Raw genomic sequence first — 14,412 nt, 5'->3', positions numbered from 1 at the left:
TGCTGAAGAGACGCTGCCGGTGCAGGCGCAGCATCTTGCCCTGCTGGACACGCTTAACGCGCTGCTCACGCAGGACAGTCAGCCGCCGGTCATGGTTCGCCAGACAGCGCAACGTGCGCTCGTTTCTCCCGTCTTATTCTCCGTCACAACATGGATTAGCCAGGCTCACGGCATTCGCGCCGGGCCTCAGCGCCTCAGCTAAATTAACTTTTTCAATACCTTAATTTATCTGCCCACAATGGGGCGTTTGAGAATTTATTATGCTAATCAAATTGTTAACTAAAGTTTTTGGTAGTCGTAACGATCGTACCCTGCGCCGTATGCGCAAAGCTGTTGCTGTCATCAACGGTATGGAACCGGCGATGGAGAAGCTCTCTGATGATGAGCTGAAAGCGAAAACGGCAGAATTCCGCGCGCGTCTGGAAAAAGGCGAAACCTTAGAAAGCCTGATCCCGGAAGCGTTCGCCGTGGTGCGTGAAGCGAGTAAGCGTGTATTTGGCATGCGTCACTTCGACGTTCAGTTGCTGGGCGGTATGGTGCTCAATGAGCGCTGCATCGCGGAAATGCGTACCGGTGAAGGTAAAACCCTGACCGCAACGCTGCCGGCATACCTGAACGCCCTGACCGGTAAAGGCGTACACGTCGTCACCGTCAACGACTATCTGGCACAGCGTGATGCCGAAAACAACCGTCCACTGTTCGAATTCCTCGGGATGACCGTGGGCATCAACATGTCCGGTCTGCCCGCGCCAGCTAAACGTGAAGCGTACAACGCGGATATCACCTACGGCACCAACAACGAATACGGCTTCGATTACCTGCGTGACAACATGGCGTTCAGCCCTGAAGAGCGCGTCCAGCGTAAACTGCACTATGCGCTGGTGGATGAGGTTGACTCCATCCTGATCGATGAAGCGCGTACACCGCTGATCATCTCCGGCCCGGCTGAAGACAGCTCTGAGATGTACCGTAAAGTCGACAAAATCATTCCACACCTGCTGCGTCAGGAAAAAGAAGACTCCGACACCTTCCAGGGTGAAGGCCACTTCTCCGTAGATGAAAAAGCGCGCCAGGTGAACCTGACCGAACGTGGTCTGGTGAAAATTGAAGAGCTGCTGGTGGCTGAAGGCATCATGGAAGAGGGTGAATCTCTCTATTCCCCGAGCAACATCATGCTGATGCACCACGTGACCGCTGCGCTGCGCGCCCATGCGCTGTTCACCCGCGATGTCGACTACATCGTGAAAGACGGCGAAGTGATTATCGTTGATGAACACACCGGCCGTACCATGCAGGGACGTCGCTGGTCTGACGGTCTGCACCAGGCCGTTGAAGCCAAAGAAGGCGTGGATATTCAAAACGAAAACCAGACGCTGGCCTCCATCACCTTCCAGAACTACTTCCGCCTGTACGAGAAGCTGGCAGGGATGACCGGTACGGCAGATACCGAAGCGTTTGAATTCAGCTCCATCTACAAGCTGGACACCGTGGTCGTTCCAACCAACCGTCCAATGATCCGTAAGGACATGCCGGACCTGGTGTATATGACTGAAGCGGAAAAAATTCAGGCCATCATCGAAGATATTCGCGAGCGTACCGCGAAAGGCCAGCCGGTGCTGGTGGGGACCATCTCCATTGAAAAATCCGAAGTGGTCTCTCACGAGCTGACGAAAGCGGGTATCAAACACAACGTTCTGAACGCCAAATTCCACGCCAAAGAAGCGGAAATCGTTGCACAGGCGGGTTATCCGGCTGCGGTGACCATCGCCACCAACATGGCGGGTCGTGGTACCGATATTATGCTGGGCGGTAGCTGGCAGGCGGAAGTGGCAGAGCTGGAAAACCCAACCCCTGAACAGATTGCGCAGATCAAGGCCGACTGGCAGGTTCGTCATGATGCGGTTCTGGCCTCCGGCGGTCTGCATATCATCGGTACCGAGCGTCACGAATCTCGTCGTATCGATAACCAGCTGCGTGGTCGTGCGGGTCGTCAGGGGGATGCCGGTTCTTCCCGCTTCTACCTGTCGATGGAAGATGCGCTGATGCGTATTTTCGCCTCCGACCGTGTGTCCGGCATGATGCGTAAGCTGGGTATGAAACCTGGCGAAGCTATTGAGCACCCGTGGGTTACCAAAGCGATTGCTAACGCACAGCGTAAAGTGGAAAGCCGCAACTTCGATATTCGTAAGCAACTGCTGGAATATGACGATGTGGCTAACGATCAGCGTCGCGCAATTTACACCCAGCGTAACGAACTGCTGGACGTGTCTGACGTGAGCGAAACCATCAACAGCATCCGCGAGGATGTGTTTAAGGCGACAATCGATGCGCATATTCCACCGCAGTCTCTGGAAGAGATGTGGGATATCGAAGGCCTGCAGGAACGTCTGAAAAACGACTTTGACCTCGATCTGCCAATCAAAGAGTGGCTGGACAAAGAGCCTGAGCTGCATGAAGAAACCCTGCGCGAACGTATCTTTGAAACCGCGCTGGACGTATACAAGCGTAAGGAAGAGGTCGTTGGTGCTGAGATGATGCGTCACTTCGAAAAAGGCGTGATGCTGCAGACCCTGGACTCCCTGTGGAAAGAGCACCTGGCCGCGATGGATTATCTGCGTCAGGGTATCCACCTGCGTGGCTATGCGCAGAAAGATCCGAAACAGGAATACAAGCGTGAGTCCTTCGCTATGTTTGCCTCTATGCTGGAGTCGCTGAAGTATGAAGTGATCAGCACCCTGAGCAAGGTTCAGGTGCGTATGCCGGAAGAAGTGGAAGCGATGGAGCAGCAGCGTCGTGAAGAAGCTGAGCGTCTGGCACAGATGCAGCAGCTGAGCCACCAGACTGACGACAGCGAAGCCGCCGCAGCGATCGCCGCGCAGACCGGGGATCGTAAAGTGGGTCGTAACGATCCGTGCCCATGTGGATCTGGTAAAAAGTACAAGGCGTGCCACGGCCGTCTGAACTAAGCTCATAAAAAAACAAAAAGGCGCAGACATCTGCGCCTTTTTTATGGAAGTGACAATATGAAAATACTGCAAATTGCCGTCGGGATTATTCGCAACCCGCAAAACCAAATCTTCATTACCCAGCGCGCTGCCGACGCCCATATGGCAAACAAATGGGAGTTTCCTGGCGGAAAAATCGAGTCAGGTGAAACGCCGGAACAGGCGCTGGTTCGCGAGCTTCAGGAAGAGGTGGGGATCACTCCGCTTGGCGCTACGCTGTTTGATAAGCTCGAGTACCAGTTCCCGGACAGGCACATCACGCTGTGGTTCTGGCTGGTGGAAAACTGGGAAGGCGAACCCTGGGGAAAAGAGGGGCAGCCGGGTAACTGGGTTGAACTTCAGGCAAGTGATGCCGAAAAATTCCCGCCGGCCAATGAGCCTGTGATCCTGCGGTTAGTCGCACAACCGTAGGCCTGCTAAGCGAAGCGCCAGCAGGCTTTACAGACTACTGCTGGTTCTCACTCCAGTCATCGCTGTCCGAGAGATCGCCTTCGCTTGGAATACGTTTCTCTTCCGCCGCCCATTCGCCCAGATCAATGAGCTGACAGCGTTTGCAGCAGAATGGGCGGAACGGACTCACTTCGCCCCAGACAACGGTTTTGCCACAGGTTGGGCAGTTAACGGTGGTGATATCAGACATCGGCACTCCTTAACAACAGGCCAGTTCAAAATCGAGACGTTCCGGCACGGTGCCATTCTCACTGTCCAGCGGCATAAAGCGAATTGCAAAACGGCTCTTATGCCCGGAAATCTGTGGGTAAAGCTGTTCGCCAAGCGATACATTCAGGCGCAAAAGATCGGCATCATCGCCGTTATCCTGGTAGAAACCATTCAGGCTGGTTTGTTTGCGGAACGGCGCTGAGTTACGGATCAGATCGAGGATCAGCGACAGCGTCTGTTGCATGGGCTCCAGGCTTTTCAGCCAGCTGTTTACCTGTGCGTCACGCTGCGCTTGCGGCATATGTAGCCACATGTGAAGGGTCGGCAGATCGAAGCTACAGCAGCCGCCAGGGATGCTCAGGCGCTGGCGCACCAGGCCGATCAGACGATCTTCACGCAAAAACTGACCGACGCGCGGCGCGGCCATCAGATTGCTGCTGCTGGTTTTAAGCTGCTGACGAAGGGAATCGATACGGCTTACATCCACTCCCGGAACTTCAGCCCATGCCTGCAATTTACGCTGCTGACGCTCCAGCTCTTTGAGCAACTCTGTGCGGACATCGCCGCGCTCAATCACATCCAGCAGATCGCCCACATTGCGGAAGAAGTGCAGCGCCGTGGCATGATCGTTAACAGGCAAATGTTGTGAAAGCTGTTGAATGAGGAATTCGATGCGCAGCCAGGTACGCATTTTTTCGTTGAGCGGATGCTCAAAAAGGATGTGTGTCGACATTATGGTTTTTCCTGTGCAACGGCCTGCGCGGCGAACGTCAGATACTGCGCGTGCAGACGGGCAACATCCGATGCAATGGCATCTGGTGCGCCGTTATTATTAATGACATCATCCGCAACGGCAAGGCGCTGAGCGCGCGTGGCCTGGGCGGCAAGAATTTGTTCAGCATGCTCACGTGAGACGTGGTCACGCGTCATGGTTCGCTGGATCTGCGTTTCGGGAGAGACATCAACCACCAGCACCCGATCGGCTCTCTTCTGCAGCTGATTTTCCACCAGCAGGGGAACGACCCACACTACGTAGGGGGAGTCTGCGGCAGCAATCTGACGCTGGGTTTCCTGGTGGATAATGGGGTGGAGCAGGGCATTAAGCCAGCGCTTTTCCGACGCATCAGCAAAAATGCGCTCACGAAGCTGGCGGCGATTAAGCGTGCCATCCGCAGTGAGGATGCTCTGACCAAAGTGGTGTTCGATAGCCTTTAGCGCGGGTGTACCTGGTTCTACCACCTGACGGGCAATGATATCGGCATCAATAATCGTGATACCCAGACGAGAGAACGCGTCCGCAACGGTACTTTTACCACTACCGATGCCGCCGGTTAATGCAACGATATACCCCATTAAATCAAATCCTGGGAATTATTCATTATTAAAATCAGTTGATTAAAACTTAAAGGTGCGCCAGCAACTGTTTAGCCCTGTTTACCGGCTTTTTACCAGGTAAATTTATAGGATTGTAGCGTAAAAAAAGAGAATTTCGCAGTCTTGCGGAGCAGGTATTAGTGCGTATGATAACGTCACTGGAGTTGTGCTTTTAACATATTTGCCTCTAACCCCAGGAATCCGCACATGCGTATCGAAGAAGATCTGAAGTTAGGTTTCAAAGACGTTCTCATCCGCCCTAAACGCTCTACACTGAAAAGTCGCTCAGACGTTGAACTCGAACGTCAGTTCACCTTTAAACATTCCGGTCAGACCTGGTCTGGCGTGCCGATCATCGCTGCCAACATGGATACTGTGGGAACCTTTGAGATGGCAACCGCTCTGGCACAGTTCGACATTCTGACTGCCGTACACAAACATTACAGCCCTGAAGAGTGGAATGCATTTGTTGCGTCCGCGTCTGCTGATGTGGTGAAGCATGTGATGGTCTCCACCGGGACCTCGGATGCCGATTTCGAAAAGACCAAACAGATCCTGAATGCGAACCCGGCACTCAGCTTCGTTTGTATTGATGTGGCGAATGGTTACTCCGAGCACTTCGTGCAGTTCGTCAGCAAGGCGCGTGAAGCCTGGCCGACGAAAACCATCATCGCGGGCAACGTGGTGACCGGCGAAATGTGTGAAGAGCTGATCCTCTCCGGTGCAGATATCGTGAAAGTGGGCATTGGGCCGGGTTCCGTGTGCACCACGCGCGTTAAGACCGGCGTCGGTTATCCTCAGCTCTCCGCGGTTATTGAATGTGCCGATGCGGCGCACGGGCTGGGCGGCCAGATCATCAGCGACGGCGGGTGCACCATGCCGGGTGATGTCGCCAAAGCCTTCGGCGGCGGCGCGGACTTCGTGATGCTCGGCGGCATGCTGGCCGGTCACGAAGAGAGCGGTGGTACCGTGGTTGAAGAGAACGGCGAGAAATTTATGCTGTTCTATGGAATGAGCTCTGAGTCTGCAATGACCCGTCATGTTGGTGGCGTGGCAAAATACCGCGCGGCAGAAGGCAAAACCGTGAAGCTGCCCCTGCGCGGCCCGGTTGAAAATACCGCACGTGATATCCTCGGTGGCCTGCGTTCCGCCTGCACCTACGTGGGGGCATCCCGCCTGAAAGAGCTGACGAAACGCACGACGTTTATTCGCGTTCAGGAACAGGAAAACCGCGTTTTCAACAGCCTGTAAGAGTTTTCGCTGGCGCATCTCCGTGCGCCAGCACGTCAGCACTATCCCGCACTCATCGCATCCCCCAGATGGAAAATCGGCAGATACATGGCGACCACCAGCGTGCCGATGATGACTCCCGTTACAATCAGAAGCAATGGCTCCAGAAGCGCCGCCAGATTATCGGCCCGTTGCAAGGTCTGTTCCGTGTGATGGCGGGCCAGGTTTGCCAGCATGCTGTCCAGCGCGCCAGACATTTCACCGGTTCGTAAAAGCTGAATACACAGCGGGGTAAACATGGCCGCTCTCTGAAAGGATGACCAGACGGGGAAACCTTTTTCAACGTCCTCCCGAATCGTGCGGAGTATTCCCTGCCAGTACCGACTATCAACGGTCTCCTCTGCGCTCTCCAGCCCCTGCAAAAAGGCAATCCCCGCCTGCTGCGTGAGCGACAGAACGGTAAAAATGTGTCCCAGCTTTTGGCCCCGCGCCAGCGTCCCCATCACTGGCATATGCATCAGAATGCGCTGCCAGCGAGGATTCTGCCGCAGAGCCCACGCGCCAGCGACGGTTGCCAGTATCACGGCAAACAACACGAGGGCGTAGGACTGCATAAATGCTGCCATTCCCATGACCTTTTGTGTCAGCCACGGGAGCGGAGTGTTAAACGTTTTGTAGATCGCGGCGAACTCGGGCAAGACCAGGGTGACCATCGCCAGCACGACGAGGACGGCCAGCGTCAGAACGATCGCCGGGTAGCGCAGCGCCTTTTTCACTTTCGCACTGAGTTGCTGCTGCGCTTTTTGTTGCTGCGCGAGCTGACGACAGCACGCCTCCAGCTTCCCGGTTAGCTCTCCGACCTTTACCATCGAGACATGCAGTGGGCTAAAAACCGCAGGCCACTTTTTGAGTGACTCAGAAAAGGGGCATCCTTCACTGAGTTCATCAGCAAGACTTTGTAGCAGCGCCTGCCAGGGTTTTGACGGATGCTGGTCTGCCAGCATTTGCAAGCTGTGGGACAACGTCAGCCCAGCCTGCAGCAGCGTAGCGAGCTGACGAAACATCTCATAGCTGTGATGTGGCTGCCAGCGGTGTCGCTGCGCGCAGCGGGTCAGCGTCAGAGGATGAAGATCGTGACGCATCAACCAGCTGTAGGCTGCATTGCGGTCTGTGGCCCAGAGCGTCCCGCTTCGGGGTTCTCCTTCCTGGGTGAGCGCTCGCCAGCGCCAGAGCCGGTTAGCAGGCATCGGGCATGCCCAGGACGCGAATCAACTCTTCAATCGTGGTCAACCCTTCTTCAACAGCCATGCAGCCGTGCTCAAAAAGAGAAACCATTCCCGCCTGCCGGGCGCTCGCCTCGATCACTTCTGTTCCCGCTCCGCGGGTAATGGCCTGTCGCAGGTCATTGTCGATCGCGAGCACTTCAAAAATGGCCACCCGGCCATAAAAACCGTGATAACAGCGATCGCAGCCGGTGGGCTGCCAGCGGGGAAGCGGTCTGGGCCACACTGCGCGAGGTAAATCTGCATGTTCGCTGGCTTCCCGACGACAATGGGGACACAGACGCCGGACCAGCCGCTGGGCAATTACCATCGAGAGTGCGGAAGATATCATCCAGCGCGCCACGCCCATCTGCTCCAGACGCGTCAGGGCTTCCGTTGTAGAGTTTGTATGCAGTGTCGACAGCACCAGGTGCCCGGTCTGCGCGGCGTTAATGGCAATCCCGGCCGTTTCACCGTCACGAATTTCACCAACCATAATGATGTCGGGATCCTGACGCAGCAGCGCCCTGAGCACGCTCTGGAAGGTTAAACCCGCCCGGGGATTTATCTGCGTCTGGTTTAACCCCGCCAGGGGGATCTCAATGGGATCCTCCACGCTACAGATGTTGACCTCCGGAGTATTACGCGCCTGCAATGCGCTGTAGAGCGTCACGGTTTTGCCGCTGCCGGTGGGGCCGGTGACCAGAATCAATCCCTGCGGCTGGTGGAGTACCCCATTAAAACGGGCCAGTTGTTCAGCGCTCATGCCGAGCGCTTTCGGTTCCAGCGCCTGCTGAACCTGATGCAGAAGACGCAGTACAATTTTCTCGCCACCGCTGCAGGGAAGCGTGGCAATCCGAAATGAGACCGGCTCGTTTGCCAGCTCAATCGTGAACTGACCGTCCTGCGGTAAGCGGCGCTCTGCAATATCCAGATTACCCAGCACTTTTAAACGTGCACTGAACTGGCTGGCCAGCGAGGCGGAAAGCGGAGGTTGCGGGTAAAGCACCCCATCGATACGTAAACGGATCTGACAGGCATGCTCTCCCGGTTCGATATGAATGTCGGATGCGCGCTGGTTTATTGCCTGCTGCAGCGTGTGGTTGAGGATATCGACCGTTGAGTGTGTTTGCGAAACGACGGGCAGATGCGATTGCGACATGAGCTGCCGGTGTTTTTCCATGCGTTCTGCGCTCCAGCACTCGATATCAACCCGTTTCTGGGTCGCGAAGCGCAGGGCTTCCATCAGTTCACTGGCGGGGGTTCCCACGACGGCGATGCTTACCCTGTCACTGTCGCTGGTGAGCAGCAGAGCATGATGGCGCAGACAAAGTGCCACGAGTTGATCGGTTTTCATTAGCCGCTCCTTAGTTATTGTCGAAGCGGAAAACGTCTTCGCAGGCCTGTTTGAGCTCGCTGTCGTTACTGATATTGCAGCTGCGTTTCCAGCCCGTCATACCGTTGCCGCTGCTCCACTGGGGCGTCATCACCACCTCCAGCCCGGTCAGGCTCTCCTGGCCCGTTAATGACACGATGCCCTGCGTTACGCTCATGCCCGAGATATAACGCGTTGTCGTCGGGGAAGGGATGCCGTTGCTGCCGCCGTCACAGCCTGTCACGCCGCCATGATCCAGTGCGCACAGCTCAATGGCGGTGCGGTAGGGGACGAAGGTTTGCAACATATCGGTCAGCGCCGCTTTGCGCAGGTAGTTCTGATAGGCGGGGACGCCGATGGCGCTCAGAATCGCAATAATGCCAATGACCACCATCAACTCAATGAGCGTGAATCCGTGTTGTTTGTCCATATCTGCTCCTTAGGTTAAGTGGCGCTACTCTGTCAGCGCGAAAGGGCAGAAACGAGGGGCAAAAAAGGGAACGGGAAAGGGGCTTCAGAGAATTCATTCTGCGTTGCAGGGAGGTACAACGGAATTGCGAGCGGGGCAGACATTCCCCTCTCCGGGTGGAGAGGGGTGCCATCATTATTTGAAACGCATGGAGAGGTCGAGAGCGCGAACGTGTTTGGTCAGAGCCCCGACGGAGATGTAATCCACGCCCGTCTCGGCGAACTCACGGATCGTGTCGAAGGTGACATTCCCGGACACTTCAAGCTGTGCCTGGCCGTTGGTGAGCTTGACGGCTTCGCGCATCTGCTCTGTTTCGAAGTTATCGAGCATGATGATATCAGCCCCGGCCTTAATTGCCTGGTCGAGCTCCTCCAGGTTTTCGACCTCCACTTCAACGGGCACGTCCGGGTGCAGCCAGAAGGCTTTCTCAACCGCCTGACGCACGGAGCCAGAGGCAATAATGTGGTTCTCTTTAATCAGGAAGGCGTCGGATAATCCCAGACGATGGTTTGCGCCACCGCCGCAGAGTACCGCGTATTTCAGCGCTGTACGCAGACCCGGCAGCGTTTTGCGGGTGTCCAGCAGCTGGGTACGGGTGCCAGCCAGCAGGTTAACGTAGCGACGGACTTCACTTGCCACACCGGACAAGGTCTGGACGAAGTTAAGGGCGGTACGTTCGCCGGTCAGCAGCACGCGGGACGGGCCGTCGAGTTCAAACAGCGGCTGGTTTGCGGCGATCGCATCGCCGTCTTCAACATGCCAGACGATCTGCACATCATCGCCCGCCAACTGGGTAAAGACCTCTTCAACCCAGCGCTTGCCACAAAAAACGCCCTCTTCACGGGTGATAATCACCGCGTGAGAGCGTGTCTCTTTTGGCAACAATTGTGCGGTAATATCCTTTTCGGCATTCACGTCGCCGCCCAGGTCTTCTTTCAGGGCATGGGCGACGCTTGCCGGAATATCCATATTAATACGTTCCAGAAGCGCTTCACGTCGGTGGTCGGGGTTGTAGCGGCGAGGCGGCATGATAAAACTCCAAATTGGTAACGAATCATAATATTGAAACATGCTACTCTGAACCGAGTAACAGCACCATACATAAGGAGTTCCAGCATGTTGTTAGAAAACGGATGGCTGGTGGATGCGCGGCATGTGCCCTCGCCGCACCACGACTGCCGCCCGGAGGATGAAAAGCCCACACTGCTGGTTATTCATAATATTAGTCTCCCGCCGGGTGAATTTGGCGGTCCGTGGATTGACGCGTTATTCACGGGAACGATTGATCCCGATGCGCATCCTTTCTTCGCTGAGATTGCGCATCTGCGCGTGTCGGCTCACTGCCTGATTCGCCGTGATGGTGAAGTGGTTCAGTACGTTCCTTTTGATAAGCGCGCCTGGCATGCCGGGGTGTCGTTGTATCATGGGCGAGAACGCTGCAACGATTTCTCCATCGGCATCGAACTGGAAGGCACGGATACCACGCCCTATACCGATTCACAGTATCAACAGTTAGTGGCCGTGACCCGCGCGCTTATCGGGCGCTATCCGGCCATCGCCGACAATATTACGGGACACAGTGATATTGCCCCGACGCGAAAAACCGATCCTGGCCCGGCCTTTGACTGGCCCCGGTTTCGCGCCATGCTCAACGCGTCGTCAGAATAAGGAGATACCATGACGTTGTTTACCATGCTGCTGGTTATCATCGCTGAACGCCTGTTTAAACTCGGCGAGCACTGGCATCTGGACCACCGGCTGGAGGTGTTTTTCCGCCGGATTAAGCACTTTTCTATGCTGCGTACGCTGCTGATGATGGCCGGGGTGATGGTCATTACCTTCCTGCTGCTGCGCTCGCTGTACGGACTGTTTTTCAACGTGCCGCTGCTGGTGGTGTGGATCCTGCTCGGTGTCCTGTGCATTGGCGCAGGGAAGGTGCGTTTGCACTACCACGCTTATCTTAAAGCCGCGTCGCGTGATGATGCCCACGCGCGCGGTGCCATGGCGAGCGAACTGACGCTGATCCACGGCGTGCCGCCGGATTGCGATGAACGCGAATTCCTGCGCGAGCTGCAAAACGCGCTGCTGTGGATTAACTTCCGCTACTACCTGGCGCCGCTGTTCTGGTTTGTGGTGGGCGGGCCGTGGGGACCGGTCCTGCTGATGGGGTATGCTTTTCTTCGCGCCTGGCAGACCTGGCTTGCCCGTTACCTGACGCCGCATGAGCGTTTGCTGTCCGGGATTGATGCCATCCTGCATGTGCTCGACTGGCTCCCGGTGCGTCTGGTGGGCGTGGTGTATGCGTTAATTGGCCACGGCGAAAAAGCGCTGCCCGCATGGTTCGCTTCTCTTGCTGACCGCCATACCTCACAGTACCAGGTGTTAACACGTCTGGCGCAGTTCTCCCTGGCGCGCGAGCCGCATACCGACAAAATTGAAACGCCGAAAGCCGCCGTCTCAATGGCGAAGAAGACCTCGTTTGTGGTGGTTGTTGTGGTGGCGCTGCTGACGATTTACGGCACGCTGGTGTAAGCCAGCGCGCCGTAACGATTAAAGCGTATCCGCAGGCGGGATGCCGAAATCAGGCATCCCGTTTTCGTTCCAGCGAACGCGCTTCAGGCGGGTGTGGCGGTTGGGATCGTATAGCGGATCGCCTTCTATTTCGGTGTAGTTTCTGGCGTGATACACCAGCACATCTTCCCCGTCTGGGGTCTTCGTGAAGCTGTTATGGCCCGGCCCGTACTGGCGGTTTTCATAGCTGGTGGCGAATACCGGGCGCGGAGATTTGTGCCAGTTCGCCGGGTTTTGCGGATCGGCGTTGCGGTCTATCCACACCAGACCCATGCAGTAGTTTTCATCGGTGGCGCTGGCGGAATAGCTGATAAACAGCTTATCGTCGTGAACCAGTACCGCCGGGCCTTCGTTGACCCGGAACCCACGGCATTCCCAGTCATACTCCGGCTTGCTGAGCATCACCGGCTCGCCTTTCAGCGTCCACGGGTTCGCCATTTCACACAGGTAGAGGTTGGAGTTTCCGTTGATATCCGGCGCTTTTTGCGCCCACAGATACCAGCGCTTACCCTGATGGACAAAGGTGGTTGCGTCCAGGGCGAAGGTATCGAACGGGGTTTTGATTTGCCCTTTTTCCACCCACCTGCCGGTAAGCGGATCGCGGTCGGCACATTCAATGGCAAACATGCGGTGCTGGAACATCCCGAGCGCATCGAGCGCCCGCGTGTGCGCCGCCGCAAAATAGATGTACCACTTGCCGTCGATGTGGTGCAGTTCCGGGGCCCAGATGAGCTGACTCATTGGGCCGGTCTCGGGTTTTCGCCAGACCGTCACCTCTTCAGCGTCGCGTAGCCCTTCCAGCGAGTCCGCGCGACGGATCGCCAGCCTGTCGTACTGCGGCACCGAGGCGATAAAATAGTATTGCCCCTCGTGGTGCAAAATATACGGATCGGCGCGTTGTTCAATAAACGGGTTTGGCCAGGTTTGCATGCGACTTTCCTTATTTTGTCTCAGCGACGCTGAGTTCCTGATACTCGTTCAGCTCGCGATAGTTGTTGCGACGCTTCTCCAGGTCCTCCTGGATCCGCTTCATCGTTTCACGGTCAACCTTCAGCAGACGCACCACGCCTGCGGTAATGAGATACCCGATGCCCGGAATGACGGTAAACAGCAGGACAATACCGTTAATCGCATCCGCGCTTTGCGCTTTCGCCCCGGCATCGTAGCCGTACCAGGAGAGCAGGAAGCCGACCATTGCCCCGGCAATCGCCAGCCCCAGCTTCAGGAAGAAGATATTGCCGGAGAAGCTGATCCCGGTGATGCGTTTCCCGGTTTTCCACTCGCCGTAGTCATCGACGTCGGCCATCAGCGACCAGTGCAGCGGAGATGGGATCTGGTGCAGGATATTCAGCAGGACGTAGAGCACCACAATGGTAAGGGTGGCTTTTGGGTCGAAGAAGTAAAAGGCCGTTGAGAAAATCGCCAGCACGATATTGGTCCAGAAGAAGACCTTCAGCTTACACCAGCGGTCGGTCAGCACTTTCGCCAGCATGCTGCCGAGCATCATGCCCACCACGCCCAGACTGATAAACAGGGTGGCAAAGTGGGTACTCTGGCCCATCACCCAGGTGACGTAATACATGGTAGCCGCCATGCGAATAAAGCCGGGGCAGACGTTGCACAGGGTCAGGAGCAGAATGCGCACCCACTGGTCGTTCTTCCACACGTCTTTCAGGTCGTTTTTCAGCTGGTCATTGGTCTGGACTGCCGGGCGGACACGCTCGCGCACGGTGGCGAAGCAGAACAAGAACATACAGGTTCCAATCAACGCCAGCACGGTCATTGCCATCTGGTAGCCTTTGGCTTTGTTCTCTCCTCCGAACCAGTCCGCCATCGGCAGTAGCGTCAGGGACAGCAGCAGCGTGGCGATACCGACCAGCACGAAGCGATATGACTGGCAGGCGACGCGCTCTTTAGGGTCGTTGGTAATCACCCCGCCCAGCGAGCAGTAGGGAATATTGATTGCCGTATAGGTCAAAGAGAGCAGGAAGTAGGTGACAAACGCATAGATAACTTTGCTGTTATAGCTCCACTCTGGCGTGGTGAACATCAGGATGCTGAACAGTGCGTAGGGGAAGGCAATCCACAGCAGCCATGGACGAAACCGACCGTATTTGCTGCGGGTACGGTCGGCAATCGCGCCCATAATCGGGTCGGTGACGGCATCAATAACGCGCACGGAGAGCAGCAGTACGCCCACCAGTGCCGGCGCCAGACCAAAAATATCGGTATAAAAATAGTTAACAAACAGCATGATGGCGCCAAAGATGATGTTGCAACCTGCATCGCCCATCCCGTAGCCGATCTTTTCTTTTACTGACAGTTTAGCGTTATCCATAGACTGCTCTCCGGTTTGCGGTATGGAGAGAATTATTTGCTGGCGAAGGAATATATGCGTTGCAGTATCAGGGCGGTGATATGGATAAAAGCGCTGTGGAGGTGAAAGTGTGAGGGAGGTAACAACGT

The 14,412-nt window shown here is 56.0% G+C and carries 14 protein-coding genes and 1 pseudogene; 6 read left to right on the top strand and 9 right to left on the bottom strand.

What is annotated here, in order from left to right; translation table 11 throughout:
- The 3 genes and pseudogenes from LDK53_RS16555 to mutT form a co-directional block, all read left to right on the top strand.
- Positions 1-202, top strand: a pseudogene (locus LDK53_RS16555) (SecA regulator SecM); the annotation flags it as partial.
- 58 nt (positions 203-260) lie between these two features.
- Positions 261-2,966: a preprotein translocase subunit SecA gene (gene secA, locus LDK53_RS16550; protein WP_025756760.1), complete on the top strand. Its 2,706-nt coding sequence runs from the start codon at positions 261-263 to the stop codon at positions 2,964-2,966.
- A gap of 57 nt (positions 2,967-3,023) precedes the next feature.
- Positions 3,024-3,416, top strand: a complete 393-nt coding sequence (gene mutT / locus LDK53_RS16545) for an 8-oxo-dGTP diphosphatase MutT (RefSeq protein WP_025756761.1) — start codon at positions 3,024-3,026, stop codon at positions 3,414-3,416.
- 34 nt (positions 3,417-3,450) lie between these two features.
- Here the strand turns inward: mutT and yacG are convergent, their stop codons facing one another.
- The 3 genes from yacG to coaE are packed head-to-tail and all read right to left on the bottom strand — an operon-like array spanning position 3,451 to position 5,018.
- Positions 3,451-3,645 (bottom strand): DNA gyrase inhibitor YacG, encoded by a 195-nt coding sequence (gene yacG / locus LDK53_RS16540; protein WP_025756762.1) that lies wholly within the window; start codon positions 3,643-3,645, stop codon positions 3,451-3,453.
- Between the two features lie 9 nt (positions 3,646-3,654).
- Positions 3,655-4,398 (bottom strand): cell division protein ZapD, encoded by a 744-nt coding sequence (zapD, locus tag LDK53_RS16535; RefSeq protein WP_045284792.1) that lies wholly within the window; start codon positions 4,396-4,398, stop codon positions 3,655-3,657.
- The gene (gene coaE / locus LDK53_RS16530; protein ID WP_225287608.1) at positions 4,398-5,018 is read right to left on the bottom strand and encodes a dephospho-CoA kinase; all 621 of its coding nucleotides are present in this window, start codon (positions 5,016-5,018) and stop codon (positions 4,398-4,400) included. The genes zapD and coaE overlap by 1 nt, the downstream gene beginning before the upstream one ends.
- A gap of 228 nt (positions 5,019-5,246) precedes the next feature.
- On the opposite strand from coaE, the gene LDK53_RS16525 reads away from it, so the two are divergent.
- On the top strand, positions 5,247-6,290 hold the full coding sequence (locus LDK53_RS16525) for a GMP reductase (RefSeq protein ID WP_025756765.1): 1,044 nt from the start codon (positions 5,247-5,249) through the stop codon (positions 6,288-6,290).
- A gap of 41 nt (positions 6,291-6,331) precedes the next feature.
- Here the strand turns inward: LDK53_RS16525 and hofC are convergent, their stop codons facing one another.
- From hofC to nadC, 4 genes are all read right to left on the bottom strand, one after another.
- On the bottom strand, positions 6,332-7,516 hold the full coding sequence (gene hofC / locus LDK53_RS16520; protein ID WP_225287607.1) for a protein transport protein HofC: 1,185 nt from the start codon (positions 7,514-7,516) through the stop codon (positions 6,332-6,334).
- On the bottom strand, positions 7,506-8,888 hold the full coding sequence (gene gspE / locus LDK53_RS16515) for a type II secretion system protein GspE (RefSeq protein ID WP_225287606.1): 1,383 nt from the start codon (positions 8,886-8,888) through the stop codon (positions 7,506-7,508). The genes hofC and gspE overlap by 11 nt, the downstream gene beginning before the upstream one ends.
- A gap of 10 nt (positions 8,889-8,898) precedes the next feature.
- Complete coding sequence (ppdD, locus tag LDK53_RS16510) at positions 8,899-9,336, bottom strand: prepilin peptidase-dependent pilin (RefSeq protein ID WP_225287605.1); 438 nt, start codon at positions 9,334-9,336, stop codon at positions 8,899-8,901.
- A 174-nt stretch (positions 9,337-9,510) separates the two neighbouring features.
- Entirely contained in the window at positions 9,511-10,404 is an 894-nt protein-coding gene (nadC, locus tag LDK53_RS16505) for a carboxylating nicotinate-nucleotide diphosphorylase (RefSeq protein ID WP_045284787.1), read from the bottom strand.
- Positions 10,405-10,491: 87 nt separating this feature from the next.
- Here nadC and ampD point away from each other — a divergent pair, with 87 nt between their 5' ends.
- A complete protein-coding gene (gene ampD, locus LDK53_RS16500) occupies positions 10,492-11,043 on the top strand; it encodes a 1,6-anhydro-N-acetylmuramyl-L-alanine amidase AmpD (RefSeq protein WP_047957759.1) in 552 nt (183 codons plus the stop codon).
- Positions 11,044-11,052: 9 nt separating this feature from the next.
- Complete coding sequence (ampE, locus tag LDK53_RS16495) at positions 11,053-11,907, top strand: beta-lactamase regulator AmpE (protein ID WP_095441666.1); 855 nt, start codon at positions 11,053-11,055, stop codon at positions 11,905-11,907.
- Positions 11,908-11,925: 18 nt separating this feature from the next.
- Here the strand turns inward: ampE and LDK53_RS16490 are convergent, their stop codons facing one another.
- Both LDK53_RS16490 and LDK53_RS16485 read right to left on the bottom strand, forming a co-directional pair.
- Positions 11,926-12,876 carry a family 43 glycosylhydrolase gene (locus LDK53_RS16490; RefSeq protein WP_225287604.1) on the bottom strand — a complete coding sequence of 317 codons (951 nt, stop codon included), beginning with the start codon at positions 12,874-12,876 and terminating at the stop codon, positions 11,926-11,928.
- Positions 12,877-12,886: 10 nt separating this feature from the next.
- Positions 12,887-14,284, bottom strand: coding sequence for a glycoside-pentoside-hexuronide (GPH):cation symporter (locus LDK53_RS16485; RefSeq protein ID WP_225287603.1), 1,398 nt, complete (start codon positions 14,282-14,284; stop codon positions 12,887-12,889).
- Positions 14,285-14,412: the final 128 nt, after the last annotated feature.

This window comes from Enterobacter sp. K16B (assembly GCF_020216105.1).
Classification (GTDB): domain Bacteria; phylum Pseudomonadota; class Gammaproteobacteria; order Enterobacterales; family Enterobacteriaceae; genus Enterobacter; species Enterobacter sichuanensis.
This window is presented reverse-complemented; position numbering and strand designations above follow the sequence as displayed.